Raw genomic sequence first — 20,535 nt, 5'->3', positions numbered from 1 at the left:
GGCGCGGTGCCGGCGACGGTGCTCGCCGCGTACCGGAACGCGGAGGCGCGGCTGCGGGTGGGGGCGCCCGGGTGCGGCCTGGCGTGGCAGCTCCTCGCCGCGATCGGGCAGGTCGAGTCGGGGCAGGCGCGCGGGGGACGCGTGGACGCCACCGGGACGACGTACACGCCGATCGTCGGGCCACGGCTCGACGGGCGTGGATTCGCGCTGATCCGGGACACGGACGGGGGCGCGTACGACGGGGACGCCGCCTACGACCGGGCGGTCGGGCCGATGCAGTTCATCCCGTCCACGTGGGCGGCGTGGGGCGCCGACGGCAACGACGACGGCGTGGCCGATCCGCACAACGTCCATGACGCGGCGCTCGCCGCCGGGCGGTATCTGTGTGCGGGCGGGCGCGATCTGGGCGACGCGGGCGACCTGGACCGGGCGGTGCTCTCGTACAACCGGTCGGACGCGTACCGGCGGCTGGTGCTGTCCTGGTACGCGTACTTCCGTACGGGTCACCGGGTCGTGCCGGACGCGGGCGGTGCGGCGGCGGCTCCGCGTACGGGGAGTGGGGGCGGGCGGGCGACGCCGCGGCCTTCCGTGAGCGGGGCGCCGAAGCCGGTGCCGTCGGCGTCGGCGTCGCGTGCGCCGTCGTCTGCGGACCGTTCGGCCGCGCCCGCCGGGTCCCGTTCGCCCTCGTCCTCATCCTCATCCTCATCCTCGTCCTCGTCCTCGCCGTCGCCTTCGGGCCGTGCGCCGTCCGGGGCTCCGTCGCTGGTCACCCTGCCGGAGGCGGAGGTTCCGGCCCTGGACGGCGGGCTGCTGCCGGAAGCGGGGGCGGGCACCGGCAACGGTTAGGACTCACTGCGCCTCCGCCCCTCCACAACACGGCGTACCCGGGGGTAACGTCGCGGCCTGCCCTGCCATTGTTGTGAGCGCGAAGGGGCCCTCATGGCGACGACGGACCCACGTCCAGACGATGCTGCCCACGTGCGGTGGCACCGTATGTGGAGCCACCGTGAACAGCTCCTGAAGGTGGCCCGGCGCAGATCGGTCAGTGCCGAGGACGCCGAGGACGCCGTGCACGAGGCGATGCTGCGCGCCGCCGAGAACCCGCACCTGGACGACGCCCGGCTCGGCGCCTGGCTGACGACGGTCACCATGCGGCTGTGCGTCGACCGGCACCGGCAGGTGCACCGCGAGGCCGAGGTACGGGCCCTGCCGAAGCTGACAGCGCCGGGCCCCGCGCCGGTCGACGAGGTCGTCTGCGACCGGGCGGAGGCGCGCTGGATCGCGTACCGGAGCCGTGAGCTGCCAGCCCGGCAGGCGGAGGCGCTGCGGCTGAAGGCACAGGACCGGGACGTCGAGCAGGTCGCGCGGGAGATGGGGCTGAGCCACCGGGCCGTCGAGTCGCTGCTGGCCCGGGCCCGGCGGACGCTGCGCGACTCGCTGGCCGGGACGCTCGGGGTCGCGCTGCTGTGGCTGTTCGGGCGCGGCGGGCGGGCGTCGGCATCGGCGACGACCTCGGCGTCGGCCTCGGTCCCGCAGGCGGTCGCCGTCTCGTCGGCGGCCGCGGCGCTGGCCGTGGTGGGGATGGTGCTGCCGTTCGCCTACGAGGGCGGGGGCACGGGCCCGGCCGGGGATGCCGGCGCGCCGGCGCCTGGCGGGTCGCCAGGGCCGGTGGTGACAGCGGGCGTGGACCCTGTGGGGTACGGCCGGCCGGCCGCCGGTCCCGGCGGCACGCCCCCGGAGGCGGAGCGCGAGGCCGTGCGGCCCTCCGGCCCGGGTGGGCTGCCGTCGCTGCTGCCGGAGGTGGCGGTGCCTGGGGTGGAGGTTCCGGAGGTGGCCGTACCGGAGGCGCCGCTGCCTGCGGTGGACGCACCGGTGCTGCCTGAGGTGCTGGACGTGCCTGACGTGCCTGATGTGCCTGACGTGCCGCTGCCCGAGGCGTCGGTGCCCGAGGCGTCCGTTCCGCTGCCCGTTCCTGTGCCGACCTCCGTGCCCGTGGTGCCCGTACCCGTACCTGTGACGCCGCCGGTTTCGACGCCGTAAAAAATCTTCGGGTTTCCGCGACGGACGGCCCGCCCTTCCCCGTAGAGCAGATGTCGAGCTGCTCCCCGCTGAAGGGTGAACCGGATGGGTGTCGAGATCTGTGTGGAAGGGTTGACCAAATCCTTCGGCCACCAGGTCATCTGGCAGGACGTCTCGCTGACGCTGCCCGCCGGGGAGGTGTCCGTGCTGCTCGGGCCTTCGGGCACGGGCAAGTCGGTGTTCCTGAAGACGCTCGTCGGGCTGCTGAAGCCGGACCGGGGGTCCATTCGCGTCGCCGGGCAGGACATCACGCGGCTGCGTGAGCACGAGCTGTACGAGGTGCGGAAGCTCTTCGGCGTGCTCTTCCAGGACGGCGCGCTGTTCGGGTCGATGAACCTGTACGACAACATCGCCTTCCCGCTGCGGGAGCACACGCGCAAGCCGGAGAGCGAGGTCCGGCGCATCGTCCTCGAGAAGATGGACATGGTCGGACTGATCGGCGCCGAGGAGAAGCTGCCCGGCGAGATCTCGGGCGGTATGCGGAAGCGGGCCGGGCTCGCGCGGGCGCTGGTGCTCGACCCGGAGATCATCCTGTTCGACGAGCCCGACTCGGGGCTCGACCCGGTGCGCGTCGCGTATCTGAACCAGCTCATCGTGGACCTCAACGCGCAGATCGACGCGACCTTCCTGATCGTCACGCACGACATCGCGTCCGCCCGGCAGGTGCCGGACAACATCGGGCTGCTGTTCCGGCGGGAGCTGGTGATGTTCGGGCCGCGGGAGGAGCTGCTGAGCAGTGACGAGCCGGTGGTGGGGCAGTTCCTGAACGGGCGGATGCAGGGGCCGATCGGGATGGCGGAGGAGAAGGACGCGGGGCAGGTGGAGGCGGAGCTGGCGGGGCTGGACGCGTCCGCGTCCGGAGCGCCGGGGGCGCCGCTGACGCCCCGGCTCCTGCCGAGCCCGGGGGTGGTCCGGCCGCCCCGGTGGCAGGCCATCGCGGAGCGTGAGGCGTCGCTGGTGGGGGCGGACTCGGGTTCCGGCGACGGGTCCCGTTGTGCCCACCCGTCCCGCCCTGCGGGACGCCTGCCCACAACGGGAGACGCCCGGGGCGCGGAGGCGGACACGGGACAGGCCCCGGGCACGGAGGCGGACACGGGAGACGCCCCGGACGTGGAGGCGGGCACCGGACCGGCCTCAAGCGCGGGTGCGGACGCGGGAGATGCCCCGGACTCGGGCACGGGACAGGCCACAGGCGCGGGCACGGGAGACGCCCCGGACGCGGACGGGGGCGCGGGAGACGCCCCGGACGCGGACGGGGGCGCGGGACAGGCCCCGGACGCGGACGCGGGCACGGGAGACGCCCCGGACGCGGACGCGGGCACGGGACAGGCCCCGGACGCGGACGCGGGAGACGCCCCGGATGCGGAGGACCGCACGGGGGACGCACCGGGCGCGGGCGCAGGGCAGGGCGTGGGTGCGGGAGGCGGTCCTGGCGGCGGCGCCGGGGGCGAGGGGGGTCGGTCGTGAGTTTTTCGCCTACTGCCGGGTTGCGGCACACCGGGGCCCTGTTCGCCATGGCGCTGGACGTTCTGCGCGCGCTGCCGCGGCGGCCGTTCCAGATCCGGGAGTTCCTTCAGCAGGCCTGGTTCATCGCGGGCGTCACCATCCTGCCGACCGCCCTGGTCTCCATCCCGTTCGGCGCGGTGATCGCGCTGCAGATCGGCGGCCTGACGCGGCAGCTCGGGGCGCAGTCGTTCTCCGGGGCCGCCTCCGTGCTCGCCGTGCTGCGCGAGGCCTCCCCCATCGTGACCGCGCTGCTGATCGCCGGCGCCGGCGGCACGGCGATCTGCGCGGACCTCGGCGCCCGGAAGATCCGGGAGGAGATCGACGCCCTCCAGGTCCTCGGCATCGACCCGATCCACCGGCTCGTCGTGCCCCGCGTCCTGGCCACCATGCTCGTGGCCGTCCTGCTCAACGGCCTGGTCTCGGTCGTCGGCGTGGCCGGCGGTTACGTCTTCAACGTCGTCCTCCAGAACGGCACCCCCGGCGCGTACCTTGCCTCGTTCACCACGCTCGCCCAGCTCTCGGACCTGTGGGCGGCCGAGCTGAAAGCCCTGGTCTTCGGGGCGATCGCCGCGATCGTCGCCTCGTACAAGGGGCTCACGGCGAAGGGCGGGCCGAAGGGCGTGGGCGACGCCGTGAACCAGTCCGTGGTCATCACCTTCATGTTGCTCTTCGTCACGAACTTCGTGATGACCGCCGTCTACTTCCAGCTCGTTCCGCAGAGGGGATGACGATGGCCACTCCACTGCTCACACCGCTCGCCCGCCACCTCGAAGAGCTGGGCGCCCAACTCGTCTTCTACGGCCGCTCCCTGGCCTGGACCGGCCGCACCCTGCGCCGCTACAAGAAGGAGGTCCTGCGGCTGCTCGCCGAGGTCAGCTTCGGGCGCGGGGCGCTCGCGGTCGTCGGCGGCACCGTCGGCGTCATCGCGTTCCTGTCGTTCTTCACCGGCACCGAGGTGGGCCTCCAGGGCTACGCGGCGCTCAACCAGCTCGGTACGTCGAACTTCGTCGCGTTCCTGTCCGCGTACTTCAACACCCGCGAGATCGCCCCGCTCGTCGCCGGCCTCGCGCTGTCCGCGACCGTCGGCGCCGGCTTCACGGCGCAGCTCGGCGCCATGCGGATCAGCGAGGAGACGGACGCGCTGGAAGTGATGGGCGTGCCGTCCCTGCCGTTCCTCGTCACCACCCGCATGATCGCCGGGTTCGTCGCCGTGATCCCGCTGTACGTGGTCGGGCTGCTGTCCTCGTACTTCGCCGCCCGCACCATCACGACCGGCTACTACGGCCAGTCCACGGGCACGTACGACCACTACTTCCAGCAGTACCTGCCGCCCGAGGACGTGCTGTGGTCCTTCGGCAAGGTGATCGTCTTCGCCGTCGTGATCATCCTGGTCCACTGCTACTACGGCTACCACGCGAGCGGCGGCCCCGCCGGGGTCGGCGTCGCGGTCGGCCGGGGCGTGCGCACGTCGATCGTCGCGATCAACGTCCTGGACTTCTTCCTGAGCCTCGCCATCTGGGGCGCCCACACGACCGTACGGATAGCGGGGTAGCGCCGCCGATGTCCACGACCACCACCACGAGTGCGAAGCGGCTGCGGGTGTACGGGGTCCTGTTCCTCCTCGTCATCGCCCTGCTGCTGTCCCTGACCGTCGCCGTGTACCAGCAGGTGTTCACACCCGTCGTACGGGTCACCCTGGAGGCCGGCACGCTCGGCAACCAGCTGGAGCCGCGCGCCGACGTCAAGCTGCGCGGCCTGCTCGTCGGCGAGGTGCGGGAGGTGCGGGCCGACGGCGAGAAGGCGACGCTGTCGCTCGCCCTGAAGCCCGAGCACGTGCCCCGTATCCCCGCCGACGTGCACGCCCGGCTGCTGCCGAAGACCCTCTTCGGCGAGAAGTACGTCGACCTCGTCGCGCCCGCCTCCCCGGGCGCGGGGCGGCACATCCGGGACGGCGACGTCATCACGCAGGACCGCACCACCGTCGGCATCGAGCTCCAGCGCCTGATGAACGATCTGCTGCCGCTGCTGCGCACCGTCCAGCCCGCGAAGCTGAACGCCACGCTGTCGGCGTTCGCCACGGCGCTCGACGGGCGCGGCGACGAGATCGGCGACAACCTGACCCGGCTGGACGCCTATCTGCGGAAGCTCAACCCGCACATGCCGTCCCTCCGGGAGGACATCAAGCGGTTCGCGGACGTCGCGGAGGTGTACGGGGACGCCGCGCCCGATCTGCTGCGGATCCTCGACAACACGCTCACCACCAGCCGGACGGTCGTCGAGCAGAAGGACCGGCTCGCGTCCTTCCTGACATCCACGGCGACCGTGTCCGGCACGGCCGAGGCCTTCCTCGACGAGAACGCCGACCGGATCATCACGCTGGGCCGCGTCTCCCGCCCCACGCTGGCACTGTTCGCCCGCTACTCCCCCGAGTACCCGTGCCTCCTGGAGGGGCTGGTCCGTCAGGAGGCCGCGTCCGAGGAGGCGTTCAGGGGCGGCCGCATGCGGATCACGCTCGAACTCGTACACCCCCGTCCCCCTTACCGCCCCGGCGAGGAACCGCGCTATGCCGAACGCTCCGGCCCGAACTGCAGAGGGCTGCCGCACCCGAACGTCCCGGCGCCCCACACCAAGCTCCGCGACGGTACGAAGGACGTCGACGCCGGTTCCGGTTCCGGTGCCGGGAACACGGCCGTGTCCTCCACCGCCGCCGAGCAGCGCGCCGTGTCCGCGCTCGTCGCGCCCGTCATGGGCGTGCCGGCGGACCGCGTCCCGCCGGTCGCGACGCTGCTGTTCGGGCCGATGGCCCGGGGAACGGCGGTGAGCGTCGCATGAGCCGCCGCACCTCTCGTACGAGTCGTACGAACTCCCAGGCCATGGCGGGGCCGCTCGTCAAGCTCGGCCTCTTCACGGTCGTGACCGTGGCCGCGACCGCCCTGCTCGCCGCCACCATCGTCAATGTGTCCTTCACGCCCAAGGACACTTACACGGCCGTCTTCAGCGACGTCACCAGCCTGGAGGAGGGAGACGACATCCGGGTCGCGGGCGTGCGGGTCGGCGAGGTCGAGGACATACGGATCACGGGCGAGGGCGGCGGCAAGAGCGACGGCAAGGGCGGCGAGAGCGACGGCCAGGCCCTCGCCGAGGTGACGTTCAGCGTCTCCCGCGACCGCCCGCTGCTCACCAGCACCCGGGCCGTCATCCGGTACCGCAGCCTCGTCGGCCAGCGGTACGTGGCGCTCACCGAGGGCACCGGCGACGGCACCCGGTTGGCGCCGGGCGGGCGCATCCCGCTGTCCCGCACCGAACCCGCGCTGGACCTGAACGCCCTGCTCAACGGCTTCAAGCCGCTCTTCGCCGCGCTGAGCCCGGAGGACGTGAACCAGTTGGCCACCGAGATCGTCAAGACCCTCCAGGGCGAGGGCGGCACGGTCAACAGCCTGCTCGCGCACACCGCGTCGCTCACGACGACGCTCGCGGACCGGGACAAGCTCATCGGCTCCGTCATCACCAACCTCAACGAGGTGCTGGCCACGGTCGATCAGCGCAGCACCCGGTTCTCGGAGCTGCTGAAGCAGCTCCAGCGGCTGATCTCCGGTCTGTCCGCCGACCGCAAGCCGATCGGCGCGTCGCTGGCCGGCATCAACGACCTCGCGGCCGCCACGTCCGGGCTGCTGAAGGACGCCAGGCCGCCGCTGAAGAAGGACATCGCCGAGCTGTCGAAGCTCGCCGGGACGCTGAAGGAGAACGAGAAGACGGTGGAGGGCGTCCTGCAACGGCTGCCGAACAAGCTCGACAAGCTGATCGGGACGGCGTCGTACGGCTCGTGGTTCAACTTCTACCTGTGCGACTTCGACGGGCGGGTCGTGCTGCCGAACGCGGAGGCCGGGAAGCCCGCCGAGACGCTCACTCCGGAGCTGCACGTGGCGCGGGCGAGGTGTGCCTGATGACCAAGACACCAAGGCTTTCCAAAGGGTCGTTCCGCGAGCGGAACCCCGTCGTCATCGGCGCGGTCGGCCTCACGACCGTCCTCGCCCTGATCGTCGCCGCGTTCAACGCCGAGGACCTGCCGCTCATCGGCAGCGGCGACCGCTACAGCGCCGCGTTCTCCGAGGCGGGCGGGCTGCGGCCCGGCGACGACGTGCGGGTCGCCGGGGTCAAGGTCGGCAAGGTGGACGACGTCGACCTGGACGGCGACCACGTGAAGGTCACGTTCCGTGTGAAGGGCGACCCGCCGCTCGGCGAGCGGACGGGCGCGGCCATCCGGGTCAAGACGATCCTCGGCGCGAAGTACCTGGCGCTGGAGCCCGAGGGGCCGGGGCGGCTGGCCCCGGGCAGCGAGATCCCGCTGAACCGCACGGTCCCCGCGTACGACGTGGTCACGGCGTTCAGCGATCTGACGACGACCACGGAGGCCATCGACACGCAGCGCCTCGCGACCGCCCTGGACACCCTCTCGACCACGTTCAAGGACTCGCCGGCCGAGGTCAGGGCGTCCATCGACGGGCTGTCGAAGATCTCCCGCACGGTGGCGTCCCGCGACCAGGCGCTGCGCGGCCTCCTCGCCCGCGCCAACGGCGTGAGCGGCGTCCTGTCGGAGCGGACGACCGAGTTCACGACCCTCGTGAAGGACGGCGACAAGCTGTTCCAGGAGATCACCGCCCGCCGCGCCGCGATCCACGCGCTGCTCACCAACTCCGTGGCGCTCAGCGTCCAGCTCTCCGGCCTGGTCCGCGACAACCGCGCGGCCATCGGCCCGGCGCTGAAGAACCTGAACGCGGTGGTGAAGCTCCTTGAGCGCAACCAGGCCAGCCTCGACCGCAGCGTGCGGCTGATGGCCCCGTACGTCCGGGTGTTCACCAACACCCTGGGCAACGGGCGCTGGTTCGACAGCTACATCCAGAACATGGTGGCCCCCGTGCCGGTGGAGCCCCGGACGAACGGCACCGGAGGTGCCCGATGATGCGGATCCTCCGGCGGTTGGTGCGCCGCATGCGCCCCCGCGTGCGCCCCGGCCTGCCCCCTCGCCTGCGCCCCCGCCTGGGCCTGCGCCTTCGCCTGCGCCCCCGCCGCCGTGGCGTGGCGCTCGGGGTGGTGCTCGCGCTGGTCGCGGGCGTCGCCGCCGTCGCCCTGTGGCCGCGCCCCGACACGGTGACCGTGACCGCGTACTTCCCGCGCACGGTCGGCATCTACCCCGGCTCGGACGTGCGCGTGCTGGGCGTGCGGGTCGGTGAGGTGAAGGCGATCACGCCGGAGGGCGACCGGGTGCGCGTCGAGCTGGCGTACGAGGGCCACCGCAAGGTCCCGGCCGACGCGCGGGCGGCGATCGTCAACGGGTCGGTCGTCAGCGACCGTTACGTGCAGCTCCTGCCGGTGTACCGGGGCGGCCCCGCGCTGGGCGACGGCGCGGTGATCCCGCAGCACCGTACGGCGGTGCCGGTCGAGCTGGACCGGGTCTTCGACAGCCTCCGTACGACGGCCGACGCGCTGGGCCCGCGCGGCGCCAACAAGGACGGGTCGCTGTCGCGGCTGCTGGCGGTGAGCGCGGACAACCTCCAGGGGCAGGGCGCCAAGCTGCACCGGACGGTCGAGGACCTGTCGCAGGCGGTCACCACCCTGTCGGACGGGCGCGACGATCTGTTCGGGACGGTGCGGAACCTCCAGGTGTTCACGGCGGCGCTCGCGACGGACGACGCGCGGATCCGGTCGTTCAACAGCAGCCTCGCCAAGGTGGCCGGGCAACTGGCCGGGGAGCGCGACGACCTGGCGGCCGCGCTCAGCCATCTGGCGGCGGCGCTCGCGGACGTGTCCGCGTTCGTGAAGGAGAACGAGAAGGCGCTGACGGCGGACGTGAAGGGCCTGAGCAAGATCACGCGGGTGCTCGTCACACAGCGGGCGGCCCTGGCCGAGCTCCTCGACGTCGCCCCGGCCGGCCTGTCCAACCTCCAGAACGCCTACAACCCCGGGTCCGGGACGCTCGACACGCGCAGCAACCCGGACCAGCCGCAGGACCCGGCGGCGCTGCTCTGCTCGCTCCTCAGGACGGCGGGCGAGAAGGCGGACTGCGCGGACCTGAAGTCGCTGTTCGACGCCCTGCCGCAGCAGCGGCTCCCGGGGGCCGCCGGCAGTGGCGTGACCTCGATGGACAAGACGCTCGGCGGACTCCTGGAGGACCGTGCATGACCTCGTACCGGCGCAGGACGGCCGCCTGGGCGGCGGCCGCCACGCTCCTCCTCACCGGCTGTGAGTTCAACGGCCTGTACGACGTGCCGCTGCCCGGCGGCGCGGCCGCCGACGGCGACGCGTACCGCGTCACGGTCCACTTCAGGGACGTGCTCGACCTCGTACCGCAGTCGACGGTGAAGGTGAACAACGTGACCGTCGGCGCCGTCGAGAAGGTCGAGCTGGACGGGTGGCACGCGCGCGTACGGCTGCGGATCGACGGCGACGTGAAGCTGCCCGCCGACGCGGTCGCCTCACTGCGGCAGACCAGCATGCTCGGCGAGAAGTACGTGGCGCTGGAGGCGCCATCGGCGGGGGCAGCGGGGGCGGCGGGGGCAGCGGGGGCGGCAGCCGCGACGCGCGCTGCGCCCGTGGGGCGGCTGGCGGACGGGGCGGTGATCCCGCTGGCCCGCAGCGGCCGCAACCCGGAGATCGAGGAGGTGCTGTCCGCCCTGTCGGCGCTGCTCAACGGCGGTGGCGTCGCCCAGCTCAAGACGATCACCGTCGAGCTGAACAAGGCGCTGGAGGGCCGCGAGAACCGCGTCAAGTCGCTGCTCAAGGAGCTGGACACGTTCGTCGGCGGGCTCGACGCGCAGCGCGCCGACATCGTCCGCGCCCTGAAGGGCCTCGACCGGCTGGCGGCCACGCTGCGCCGTGAGAAGGCCACGATCGGGAAGTCCCTCGACACCCTGCCGCCCGCGCTGAAGGTCCTGGCGGACCAGCGCAAGCAGCTCACGGCGATGCTGACCGCGCTGTCGGAGCTCGGAAAGACGGGCACGCGCGTCGTGAACTCCTCGCGCGCCGACCTGATCGCCAACCTCCGCAGCCTCCAGCCGATCCTCCAGCAGCTCAACAAGGCGGGCGACGACCTGCCGAACGCGCTGGAGATGCTGACGACGTATCCGTTCCCGAGGAACGTCGTCGACGCGATCAAGGGCGACTTCGTGAACCTCAAGGTGACCGCCGACCTGGACTTCCGGAGCCTGTACGGGAACCTGGCGGGCGGGCAGCCTCCTGCGGCTCCCGGGGAGCCTTCCGTACCGGGCGCGCCGCAGCCGCCGGACGTCCCGGGCGTCCCCGACCTCCCGGTGGCCCCGGACCTGCCGGGCGCCCCGTCGGCGCCGGCCGTGCCGCCGGCGCCCACGGTGCCGGGCGAGCCGGACGCGCCCGGGCTGCCGGGCGGTGGCGGGGGTGGTGGCGACCTGTGCCTGCCGGTGTGCACGGGCACGCAGGCGTCGCACGCGCACGCGCACTCGTCCTCGCACTCGTACTCGTACTCGTCCACAGACGGCGGGGCGGCGGCCCACGGCATCCACCCCGCCCTCGCGGAACTCCTCCTGAAGGGACTGGGCCTGTGATCACGAGGACGGTCAAGGCCCAGCTCCTCGCCTTCGCGACGGTCACGGCGCTGGGCGTGTCGTACGTCGCCGCCGAGTACACCGGCCTCGCGGACAGCGTCCTGGACCGGGGCTACACCGTACGGGCCGAGTTCGGCGCGTCGGGCGGCATCTACGAGGGCGCCGAAGTCACGTACCGGGGCGTGCCCGTGGGCCGCGTCGGGGAACTGCGGCTGAGCGGCGACGACGGTGTGTCGGTGGCCCTGGACCTGGAGGACGGGACGCGCGTCCCGGCGGACACGGTGGCGGTGGTGGCCAACCGCTCGGCGGTCGGTGAGCAGTACGTGGACCTCCAGCCGCGCGGCCGGGGCGGCCCGTACCTGCGCGACGGCAGCACGATCCCGCGCGACCGTACGCGGACGCCGGCGCCGACCACGGAGCTGATCCTCAGCCTGGACCGCCTGGTGAACTCGGTCGACAAGGGCGACCTGAAGATCACGGTGGATGAGCTGGGCGCCGCGTTCGCGGGCACGGGCCCGCATCTGAGCAGGCTCGTCGACAGCGGGAACAAGCTGGTCGGCTCCGCGACGGACGCGCTGCCGCAGACGATCCGGCTGATCGAGGACTCGAAGACCGCACTGAAGACCCAGGCGGACCAGGGCTCGGCGATCAGGTCCTTCTCCCGCGACCTGGCGGCGCTGACGGAGCAGTTGAAGAAGAGCGACGGCGACCTGCGCGCCCTGATGAAGAACGGCACGTCGGCGTCCCGGGAACTGGACGGGCTGCTCCGGAACAACCGCCCCCACGTCCCGGTCCTCCTCGGCAACCTGATCAGCGGCGGCCAGATCACGATGGCGCGGCTGCCGGGCGTGGAGCAGATGCTGGTCACCTTCCCGGTGGTCGTGGCGGGCAGCTACACGGTGATCCCCGGTGACGGTACGACGCACTTCGGCATGGTGCTGAACGCCGACGACCCGCCGCCCTGCCGCCAGGGCTACGGCGGTACGCGGTGGCGCGACCCCGCCGACACCGCGGACCGCCCGGCCAACACCGGCGCCCGCTGCACCGCCCCGCGCGGCGGCGACACGTCGGTACGCGGCGCCCAGAACGTCCCGGGGGCGACCGGGAGCACTGAGAGCACCGGGAGCACCCGGAGTACTGGCTCGATGAAACCCGTCCGCGTCGGCTCGACGGGCGGACAGCAGAGCGCGTTCGGAAAGGACTCGTGGCAATGGCTGCTCGTAGGACCGATGGCATGAGGACGCGTATCGCGCTGGGGCTGGCGGCCGCGGCGCTGACGGCCGCGTCGGCCTGGCTCGGCGTGGAGGTCCGTGAACGGAGCCAGGCGGACGCCCGCGACCAGGCGGTCCTGGCGGCCGCCCGCCAGTCCGCCCTCAACTTCACGTCGCTGGACTACCGCCACTACGACCGGGACAGCAAGAACGTCCTGAGCGGCGCGACCGGCGACTTCGCCGAGCAGTTCGCGGCGCAGACGGCGGAGCTGACGAAGCTGGTCGCGGCCAACAAGTCGGTGTCGGAGGGCCAGGTCCTGGAGGCCGGCATCGTCCGCTCCGACGCGCGCAGCGCCCGCGTCCTGGTGGTCGCCGACAGCAAGGTCACCAACGTGTCGGCCCCGCAGGGCACGTCCCGCAACTACCGGCTCCAGCTGGACCTGGTGTACGAGGGCGGCCGCTGGCTCACGTCGAACGTCGAGTTCGTCGGCTGAGCGCCCGCCCCCTCTCGTAAGGAGCCCCCCATGCCCCAGCCCGTCCGCGTGGCAGCAGCAGCCCGAGCAGCGGCGAAGCGCGCCGAAAAGGCCCGCACAACGGAACCGACCACTCCCGAACCGAAAACCGCGGAACCGAAAGCAGCGCAACCGAAAACAGCGCAACCGAAAGCCGCGGACCCGGAAGCCGCGGACCCGAAAACCCCGGAACCGAAATCAGCGAAGCGCCGCCGCCCACTGGCCCGCATCGTCACGCCGGCCCTCGCCGTCCTCACGGCGGCGGCCCTGACGGGTACGGCCCTCCTGGCCCTGGAGTACCGCGAGGCGCACCGGACGGCGGAGGCCCGTACGGCGGCGACGGCGGCGGCGCGCAAGGCGGCACCCGTCATCCTGTCGTACGACCACCGCCACCTGGACCGCGACTTCAAGGCGGCCCGCGCCCACCTCACGGCCCCGTTCCTCGACGAGTACACGAAGACGACCCGGACGGTGGTGGCCCCGACGGCGGAGAAGTACGAGGGCGTGGTGAAGGCCACGGTGGCGAAGCCCGCGACGGGCGACACGACGCCGGCGGTGTCCGTCGTGTCGGCGTCCCCCGACAAGGCGGTGGTCCTGCTCTTCATGAACCAGGTGACGACCAGCACCCAGGTGACGGTCCCGCGCGTCGACCTGAACCGCGTCCGCATGACCCTGGTCCGTACGGACGAGGGCTGGAAGGTCAGCGCGGTGGACGCGCTGTGAACACCGGTGGGCTCACGCCTCCTTGAGGACGAGCACGACGTTGTGCCCGCCGAATCCGAAGGAACTGCTGACGGCGGCCCGTACGTTCTGCTGACGGACCTGCTTGGTGACACAGTCGATGTCGAACTCGACGGCGGGCGCTTCGAGGTTGGCGATCGGCGGGACGCGGCGCTGCTCGACGGTGAGGACGGTGAGGGCCGCCTCGATCGCGCCCGCGGCGCCGAGCGCGTGCCCCAGCACGCCCTTGGACGCGGTGACGGTCGGCCGGTGCGGCAGGGCGCGGGTGATGAGGGCGGCCTCGGTCGCGTCGTTGAGCGGCGTCGACGTGCCGTGCGCGTTGACGTGGTCGATGTCGTACGGGGCGAGGCCGGCGTCCCGCAGCGCGCAGCGCAGCGCGGCCTCGGCGCCGGGCGCGCCGTCGGGCGGGGCGGTCGGGTGGTGGGCGTCGGAGGTGGTGCCGCACCCGGCGAGCAGGGCCCGCGGGCGGCGGCCGCGCGCCGCCGCGTCGTCGGCCCGCTCCAGGACGAGCACGCCGGCGCCCTCGGCCATGACGAACCCGTCCCGGTCGGCGGCGAACGGCCGCGAGGCGGCGGCCGGGTCGCCCGTACGGGTGGACAGGGCGCCCATGCGGTGGAACGCGGTCGTGGTGAGCGGGCTGACGGCGGCCTCGCTGCCGCCCGCCACGGCGATGTCGCAGGACCCGACGGCCAGCATGTCGCGGGCCACGGCCAGGGCGCTGGCGCCGGACGCGCAGGCGGTGCTGGTGGCGAGGCTGGGCCCGTGGGCGCGCAGGTCGATGGAGACCTCGCCGGCGGCCATGTTGGGGATGATCTGCGGCAGGGCCGCCGGCGAGACGAGATCGGGCCCCTGTTCCCGGAGGCGCCGGCACTGCTCCTCCCACTTGTGGGTGCCGCCCATGCCGCAGCCGATGACGACGGCGACGCGCGCCCCGTCCCACGTACCCGGGTCGAGGCCGGCGTCCCGTACGGCCTCGCGGGCGGCGAGCACGGCGAGCTTCACGAACCGGCCCATGCGCCAGGACGCCCGTCCGATGCCGCGCTCGAAGCCCTTCGGGCCCTCCAGGCCGCGCACCCGGCAGGAGAAGTCGACGGGAAGCCCGGCGAGGTCCGGGTCGGACGCGGCCGTCGGCTCACCCCGGCACACGCGTTCCCAGGTGTCGGACACGCCGACCCCGGCGGGCGTGACGAGCCCGAGCCCGGTGACGGCGACATCGGGCCTCCGTACGGTCGTCCCGCTCACCGGGTGGCCACCGGCTCGGCGGCGCACCGCTCTTCGAGGAAGGCGACGACCTCGGCGATGGTGGTGGACTTCGACGCGTGCTCGCCGCCGACCCTGACGCCGAGCCGCTCCTGGAGGACCAGGGCGAACTCGGCGAGGGCCAGGGAGTCCATGTCGAGTTCGGCGAGGGTCGCATCGGGCCGGACGAGGTCGTCGGGAACGTTGAAGGAGGCGAGAGCGGAACGGACGGCGTCGTGGACGTCGGACATGGGGGAGAACTCTCCTTTTCAAGAGGGGAGACAGAGGGGCGACAGAGGCGCGCGCAGCGGAGCAGAACGGAGCAGAAGGGAGCAGAGCAGAGCAGCCAGTGGCCTCACCACCGCACGAGCACGACGCCGCCGCTGGCGCCGCTGGCGAGGCCGAAGAGCCCGACGAGGTCGCCGCGCCGCAGCCGCCCGTCGGCCAGGGCCTCGGCGAGCTGGAGGGGAAGGCTCGCGGTGGTGGCGTTGCCGTGGCGCGGGAAGGTGAGGGCGATCTGGTCGGGCCGTACGCCGAGCGCGTCGCAGAAGGCCTGCGTGAACGGCACGGACGCCTGGTGCACGCACACCACGGCCAGGTCGTCGACCTTGTGCCCCAGGGCGTGCAGGGCGTCCCGGGCGGAGGTCTCCATGCCGGCGAAGGAGGCGAGCAGGGCGTCGGAGTCGATGCGGATGCGGGCGTGGGCGGGGTCGTCTGGGCCGAAGTGCGGGTTGCCGAGGGTGGCGGCGCGCCAGCCGGCGGAGTTGGCGGTGAAGTACGTGCCGAGGATCCCGGGCGTCGCGGCGGCCTCCACCAGCAGGGCGGCGCCCAGGTCGCCGGTGGTGAACGCGGGCAGGCGCAGGGCGAGTTCGCGCCGGTCGGGCACGTCCCAGCCGGCGACGCGGCTGCCGAGCTCGCCGGTGACGACGAGGGCGCGGCGGCATTGCCCGTCCCGGACGAGGGCGTCGGCGACCTGAAGCCCGTTCAGCATCCCGTTGCAGGCGTTCTTCACGTCGAAGACCGGGGCGTGGACGCCGAGCCGGTCGGCGACGATGTGCGCGGTGGCGGGCTCCTCCACATCCTCGCTGATGCCGGCGTAGAGGAGGAGGTCGACGGAGTCGGCGGTGAGCCCGGCGTCCGCGAGCGCCCGGCGCCCGGCCGCGGTGGCGAGGTCGGACGGCAGCGTGCCGGCCGGGGCGAGGGGCCGCGCCTCGAATCCGTACAGCTGGCGCAGCAGCCCGGACGGGACGGAGAGGTGGGGGTTGCGGTCCCGGAGCCGCTCCTCGATCTCGTCACCGGTCTGCCGCGCGTCGGGAACGTGGGCGGCCACCTGGCTGATGCGGCTGAAGAAGCTCATGGGTCGCTCTCCCAACGGGGACGCTCACACACGGACGACCAGGGTAACGTTAAGCAACCACCAACCACTCAAAGTGACGGACGGGCTGCCTGGCGCGTCGACCGTTCGTCCGGAGGCAGCGACATGCCCAAGAGCACGACGCAGCACGACTCACGCCACGCAGAACACCCCGACCGCACCGAACGCCCCGACCGCGCAGAACACCCCGACCGCACCGACCGCGGCGCCGACAGGGAGACCGTCGCGGCGCGCCTCCTGACGGCCTCGGAGCGGCACACGCTGCCCCCGGACACGGAGGTCGCCTGGGGCACCCCGTGGGACCCGGACCTGTGGTTCCTGCCGCCGCACCTGGTCTCCCTCTACGACACCCCGCTGTGGCGCGAGATGTCCCCCGCGCGGCGGCGGGAGCTGTCGCGACACGAGGCGGCGAGCCATGCCTGGACCCTGCTCCAGGGCGAGAACATGCTGATCCGGATGCTCGCCCGGCACATCGTGCCCCTGGACCCGACGGCACAGCACGTCCGGTACGCGCTGACGGAGATCGAGGACGAGTGCCGGCACTCCAAGATGTTCGCCCGCCTGATCGGCGAACTGGCCGTCCCGGTCCACCACCGCTCCGCCCTGGACCGGTTCCGTACGGCCCTGTGGCAACTGGGCGCGGGGCCGGTACGGGTGTTCAGCGCGGCCCTGATCATCGAGGAGGTCCTGGACCGCTTCCAGCGCGCCGCCATGGCGGACCCGTCCGTCCAGCGGGTGGTACGGGACGTGTGCCGCGTCCATGTGGTCGAGGAGTCCCGCCACATCCGCTACGCCCGCGCCGAACTGGAACGCCAACTGGCCTCCTGCTCCCGCCCGAAGCGCTGGGCCACCCGACTGGTCTGCGGCCTGAGCGCCCTGGTGGTCTCCCGCCGGCTGATCCCCCCGCAGGTCTACGCCGAGGTCGGCCTCGACCCCCGCCGCGCCACCCGCGAGGCCCGCACCAGCCCGCACCGCCGGACCACCCTCCGCTGGTCCGCCGCCCGCCTGACCGCCTTCCTCACCACCACCGGCGCCCAGGGCCCACCCGGCACCTGGGCCTGGCGCCGCTCGGGTTTCCTGTAGACGGCCGGCTTCTCCCCGGAGACACGCAGAAGGCCCAGACCGGCTGAACCGACCTGGGCCTTCGAACGGAGCCGCCTTCGGGATTCGAACCCGAGACCTACGCATTACGAGTGCGTTGCTCTGGCCAACTGAGCTAAGGCGGCATGCTGCACGTTCCGCCTGGCGGGTGCAGCAGCGAGCCCAAGTCTACACAGGTGGAGAGGGTGCTCGTGCACACCCTTTCGGGGCCGCTAGCGGCAGCGCTTGTCCGGGGGTGGGGGTGTGCCGTCCAACAGGTAGCGGTTGATGGCCGTGTCGACGCAGTCGCTGCCGCGGCCGTACGCCGTGTGGCCGTCGCCTTCGTAGGTGAGGAGGGTGCCGGAGGAGAGCTGGGCGGCGAGGGAGCGGGCCCACTTGTAGGGGGTGGCGGGGTCGCGGGTGGTGCCGACGACGACGATCGGGGGTGCGCCGGCGGCGGTGATGCGGTGCGGGGCGCCGGTGGCCTCGGTGGGCCAGTACGCACAGTTCAGGGATGCCCAGGCCAGGCCCTTGCCGAAGAGCGGGGACGCCTTCTCGAAGGACGGTACGGCGGCGGTGACCTCGGCCGGGGTGCGGAAGGCGGGTGGCTGGTCGAGGCAGTTGACGGCGGCGTTGGCGTACATGAGGTTCGAGTAGGTGCCGTCGCCGACGCGCTCGTAGTAGGTGTCGGCGAGGGCGAGGAGGCCGGAGCCCTCGCCGCCCATGGCGCGGGTGAGCGCCTCACGGAGCTGGGGCCAGGCGGCCTCGTCGTACATCGCGGCGATCACGCCCGTGGTGGCGAGGGACTCGCCGAGGGGGCGGGCCTGGCCGGTGGGGACGGGTTCGCGGTCGAGCCGCGCGAAGAACCGCTGGAGGCGCTCCCCGGCCGCCCGCGGCGACTCGGTGCCGAGCGGGCAGTCCTGCTGCTTCACGCAGTCGGCGGCGAAGGAGCGGAAGGCGGTCTCGAAGCCGGCGGTCTGGTCGCGGTTGAGCTGCTCGGCGGTCAGGGACGGGTCCATCGCCCCGTCCAGGACGAGGCGGCCGGTGCGGGACGGGAACAGCTCGGCGTACGTGGCGCCGAGGAAGGTGCCGTACGACGCCCCGACGTACGTGAGCTTCGCGTCGCCGAGCACCGCCCGCAGGATGTCCATGTCCCGGGCCGCCTCGACGGTCGACACGTGCGGCAGGACCCGGCCGGAGCGCTGGGCGCAGCCCGCCGCGAACTTCCGGAAGGACGCCGCGAGCAGGTTCTGCTCACGGGTGTCGTCCGGTGTCTGGTCGACCTGCGTGTACGCGTCCATCGCCGGTCCGTCGAGGCACTCGACGGGTTCGCTGCGGGCGACGCCGCGCGGGTCGAGGGCGACCATGTCGTAGCGGGCGCGGACGGGCGCGGGGTACGCGATGCCGGCGTAGCCCTGGAGGTAGCCGACCGCTGAGCCGCCCGGGCCGCCGGGGTTCACGAGAAGCGAACCGATCCGCTCGCCGGGGCCCGTCGCCTTGACGCGGGCGACGGCGAGCTTGATCTGGTCGCCGCCGGGTTTCGCGTAGTCGAGCGGGGCCCTGAGGGTGGCGCACTGGAACCCGGGCACCCCGCAGTCGCGCCAGCTCAGCCGCTGGGTGTAGTACGGCTTGAACGCGGCCGACCGGGCGGCTGCCTGTGCGGCGGCCGCCGCGGCTGTGCCCGAGGCCGCGGGCGCGGCAGGAGCGGCCGGGGGTGTGCCGCCGCTGGTGCAGCCCGCCAGGAACAGGGCGAGCGCGGCGACGACGAGCGTGGCCCTGCGGAGGCGGTTGCGGCTGGGGCGGGTGTCGCCGCTGGGGGTGGTGCCGGCGGAGGGGGCGGCGTGGCTGGAGCTGTGGGGGGTGCTGGGGCGCATTCCCGGAGCGTAGCCGCGCGGTGACGGTCCGCAGTAGACCGCGCCCGTTCGGGTGAGCCGCGTGGGTGAGCCTGGTGGGTGAGCCCGGAGGGTGGCGCCCCGTGGGGCTCAGCCCGCGCGCAGGGCCATCGTCATGGCCTCCACCGCCAGCAGCGGCGCCACGTTGCGGTCCAGGGCCTCGCGGCAGGCGAGGATCGCCTCTATCCGGCGCAGCGTGCTCTCGGGCGTCGACCCGCCCGCGACCCGGTCGACCACGTCCCGCACGTCGGCGTTGGCGATCGCCGTGCGGGAGCCGAGCTGGAGGGCGAGGACGTCGCGGTAGAAGCCGGTGAGGTCGCGGAGTGCGAGGTCCAGGCTGTCGCGCTGCGTACGGGTCCTGCGGCGCTTCTGCCTGTCCTCCAGTTCCTTCATCACGCCCGCGGTGCCGCGCGGCATCCGGCCGCCCTGCGCGGCGCCGAGTGCCGCCTTCAGCTCCTCGGTCTCCTTGACGTCCGTCTCCTCGGCGAGCTGCTTGGCATCCTCACCTGCGGCGTCGATCAGCTCCTGGGCCGCCTTCAGGGCGCTGCCGACGTCCTGGACGCGCTGGGGCAGCTTCAGCACGGCGGCGCGCCGGGCGCGGGCCCGCTCGTCCGTGGCGAGGCGGCGGGCGCGCTCGATGTGGCCCTGCGTGGCGCGCGCCGCGGCGGCCGCGGTGTCCGGGTCGATGCCGTCACGCCGTACGAGAAGGTCCGCGACCGCGTCGACCGGCGGCGTACGAAGGGTCAGGTGGCGGCAGCGGGAGCGGATCGTGGGCAGCACGTCCTCGATGGAGGGCGCGCACAGCAGCCACACCGTGCGGGGCGCGGGCTCCTCGACGGCCTTCAGCAGCACGTTGCCCGCGCCTTCGGTGAGGCGGTCGGCGTCCTCCAGGACGATGACCTGCCAGCGCCCGACGGCCGGCGAGAGCTGGGCCCGCCGGACGAGGTCGCGGGTCTCCTTGACGCCGATGGACAGCAGGTCGGTGCGGACGACCTCCACGTCGGCGTGCGTCCCGACGAGCGCCGTGTGGCAGCCGTCGCAGAAGCCGCAGCCCGGTTCGCCGCCGAGCGCCCGGTCGGGGCTGACGCACTGCAGGGCGGCGGCGAACGCGCGGGCCGCGGTGTCCCGGCCGGCGCCGGGCGGGCCGGTGAACAGCCACGCGTGCGTCATCTTCGACTTGGCGGCGTCGGGCTGCGCCGTACCGTTCGCGTCGGCGGTCACGAGCGCGTCCGCGTCACGGGCGGCGGCGGCGAGCTGCGCCTGAACGCGGTCCTGGCCGACCAGGTCGTCCCATACGGGCACGGGTCACCGCCTCTCTCTTCC

At 73.2% G+C, this 20,535-nt stretch carries 18 protein-coding genes, 1 tRNA gene and 1 pseudogene; 14 read left to right on the top strand and 6 right to left on the bottom strand.

What is annotated here, in order from left to right; translation table 11 throughout:
• The 13 genes and pseudogenes from HTZ82_RS10595 to HTZ82_RS10535 form a co-directional block, all read left to right on the top strand.
• A partial coding sequence (locus HTZ82_RS10595) for a lytic transglycosylase domain-containing protein (RefSeq protein ID WP_175409073.1) occupies positions 1 to 846 on the top strand: 846 nt, incomplete at its 5' end.
• Between the two features lie 147 nt (positions 847 to 993).
• The gene (locus tag HTZ82_RS10590; RefSeq protein WP_254711765.1) at positions 994 to 2,040 is read left to right on the top strand and encodes an RNA polymerase sigma factor; all 1,047 of its coding nucleotides are present in this window, start codon (positions 994 to 996) and stop codon (positions 2,038 to 2,040) included.
• A gap of 84 nt (positions 2,041 to 2,124) precedes the next feature.
• Positions 2,125 to 3,042: pseudogene (locus HTZ82_RS10585) on the top strand (ABC transporter ATP-binding protein); the annotation flags it as partial.
• 500 nt (positions 3,043 to 3,542) lie between these two features.
• On the top strand, positions 3,543 to 4,313 hold the full coding sequence (locus tag HTZ82_RS10580; protein ID WP_175409071.1) for an ABC transporter permease: 771 nt from the start codon (positions 3,543 to 3,545) through the stop codon (positions 4,311 to 4,313).
• A gap of 2 nt (positions 4,314 to 4,315) precedes the next feature.
• Entirely contained in the window at positions 4,316 to 5,137 is an 822-nt protein-coding gene (locus HTZ82_RS10575; RefSeq protein WP_175409070.1) for an ABC transporter permease, read from the top strand.
• An 8-nt stretch (positions 5,138 to 5,145) separates the two neighbouring features.
• Positions 5,146 to 6,417: an MCE family protein gene (locus tag HTZ82_RS10570; RefSeq protein WP_175409069.1), complete on the top strand. Its 1,272-nt coding sequence runs from the start codon at positions 5,146 to 5,148 to the stop codon at positions 6,415 to 6,417.
• Positions 6,414 to 7,529: an MCE family protein gene (locus tag HTZ82_RS10565; RefSeq protein ID WP_175409068.1), complete on the top strand. Its 1,116-nt coding sequence runs from the start codon at positions 6,414 to 6,416 to the stop codon at positions 7,527 to 7,529. Before HTZ82_RS10570 ends, HTZ82_RS10565 begins: the two co-directional genes overlap by 4 nt.
• The gene (locus tag HTZ82_RS10560; RefSeq protein WP_175409067.1) at positions 7,529 to 8,545 is read left to right on the top strand and encodes an MCE family protein; all 1,017 of its coding nucleotides are present in this window, start codon (positions 7,529 to 7,531) and stop codon (positions 8,543 to 8,545) included. The genes HTZ82_RS10565 and HTZ82_RS10560 overlap by 1 nt, the downstream gene beginning before the upstream one ends.
• Positions 8,546 to 8,661: 116 nt before the next feature.
• Positions 8,662 to 9,765: an MCE family protein gene (locus tag HTZ82_RS10555; protein WP_309235404.1), complete on the top strand. Its 1,104-nt coding sequence runs from the start codon at positions 8,662 to 8,664 to the stop codon at positions 9,763 to 9,765.
• Entirely contained in the window at positions 9,762 to 11,162 is a 1,401-nt protein-coding gene (locus HTZ82_RS10550) for an MCE family protein (protein WP_175409065.1), read from the top strand. The genes HTZ82_RS10555 and HTZ82_RS10550 overlap by 4 nt, the downstream gene beginning before the upstream one ends.
• A complete protein-coding gene (locus tag HTZ82_RS10545) occupies positions 11,159 to 12,400 on the top strand; it encodes an MCE family protein (protein WP_175409064.1) in 1,242 nt (413 codons plus the stop codon). The genes HTZ82_RS10550 and HTZ82_RS10545 overlap by 4 nt, the downstream gene beginning before the upstream one ends.
• Complete coding sequence (locus tag HTZ82_RS10540; RefSeq protein WP_175409063.1) at positions 12,397 to 12,867, top strand: hypothetical protein; 471 nt, start codon at positions 12,397 to 12,399, stop codon at positions 12,865 to 12,867. Before HTZ82_RS10545 ends, HTZ82_RS10540 begins: the two co-directional genes overlap by 4 nt.
• Before the next feature lie 30 nt (positions 12,868 to 12,897).
• Positions 12,898 to 13,608, top strand: a complete 711-nt coding sequence (locus HTZ82_RS10535) for a hypothetical protein (RefSeq protein WP_175409062.1) — start codon at positions 12,898 to 12,900, stop codon at positions 13,606 to 13,608.
• Positions 13,609 to 13,620: 12 nt separating this feature from the next.
• On the opposite strand, the gene HTZ82_RS10530 is transcribed toward HTZ82_RS10535, so the two are convergent.
• From HTZ82_RS10530 to HTZ82_RS10520, 3 genes are all read right to left on the bottom strand, one after another.
• Entirely contained in the window at positions 13,621 to 14,868 is a 1,248-nt protein-coding gene (locus tag HTZ82_RS10530) for a beta-ketoacyl synthase (RefSeq protein WP_175409061.1), read from the bottom strand.
• Positions 14,865 to 15,116: an acyl carrier protein gene (locus tag HTZ82_RS10525; protein ID WP_175409060.1), complete on the bottom strand. Its 252-nt coding sequence runs from the start codon at positions 15,114 to 15,116 to the stop codon at positions 14,865 to 14,867. Before HTZ82_RS10525 ends, HTZ82_RS10530 begins: the two co-directional genes overlap by 4 nt.
• A gap of 104 nt (positions 15,117 to 15,220) precedes the next feature.
• Complete coding sequence (locus HTZ82_RS10520) at positions 15,221 to 16,222, bottom strand: 3-oxoacyl-ACP synthase III family protein (protein ID WP_175409059.1); 1,002 nt, start codon at positions 16,220 to 16,222, stop codon at positions 15,221 to 15,223.
• Between the two features lie 123 nt (positions 16,223 to 16,345).
• Here HTZ82_RS10520 and HTZ82_RS10515 point away from each other — a divergent pair, with 123 nt between their 5' ends.
• Positions 16,346 to 17,323, top strand: a complete 978-nt coding sequence (locus tag HTZ82_RS10515) for a diiron oxygenase (RefSeq protein ID WP_175409058.1) — start codon at positions 16,346 to 16,348, stop codon at positions 17,321 to 17,323.
• A 69-nt stretch (positions 17,324 to 17,392) separates the two neighbouring features.
• On the opposite strand, the gene HTZ82_RS10510 is transcribed toward HTZ82_RS10515, so the two are convergent.
• From HTZ82_RS10510 to HTZ82_RS10500, 3 genes are all read right to left on the bottom strand, one after another.
• Positions 17,393 to 17,466: transfer RNA gene (locus HTZ82_RS10510), tRNA-Thr, on the bottom strand.
• 87 nt (positions 17,467 to 17,553) lie between these two features.
• Positions 17,554 to 19,194, bottom strand: coding sequence for an alpha/beta hydrolase (locus tag HTZ82_RS10505; RefSeq protein ID WP_175409057.1), 1,641 nt, complete (start codon positions 19,192 to 19,194; stop codon positions 17,554 to 17,556).
• A 108-nt stretch (positions 19,195 to 19,302) separates the two neighbouring features.
• Positions 19,303 to 20,514 carry a DNA polymerase III subunit delta' gene (locus HTZ82_RS10500; RefSeq protein ID WP_175409056.1) on the bottom strand — a complete coding sequence of 404 codons (1,212 nt, stop codon included), beginning with the start codon at positions 20,512 to 20,514 and terminating at the stop codon, positions 19,303 to 19,305.
• Positions 20,515 to 20,535 lie beyond the last annotated feature (21 nt).

It is taken from the genome of Streptomyces sp. TRM64462 (assembly GCF_013362995.1).
Classification (GTDB): domain Bacteria; phylum Actinomycetota; class Actinomycetes; order Streptomycetales; family Streptomycetaceae; genus Streptomyces.
The sequence above is the reverse complement of the archived record's forward strand: the minus strand, read 5'-3'. Positions and strand labels throughout refer to the sequence as shown.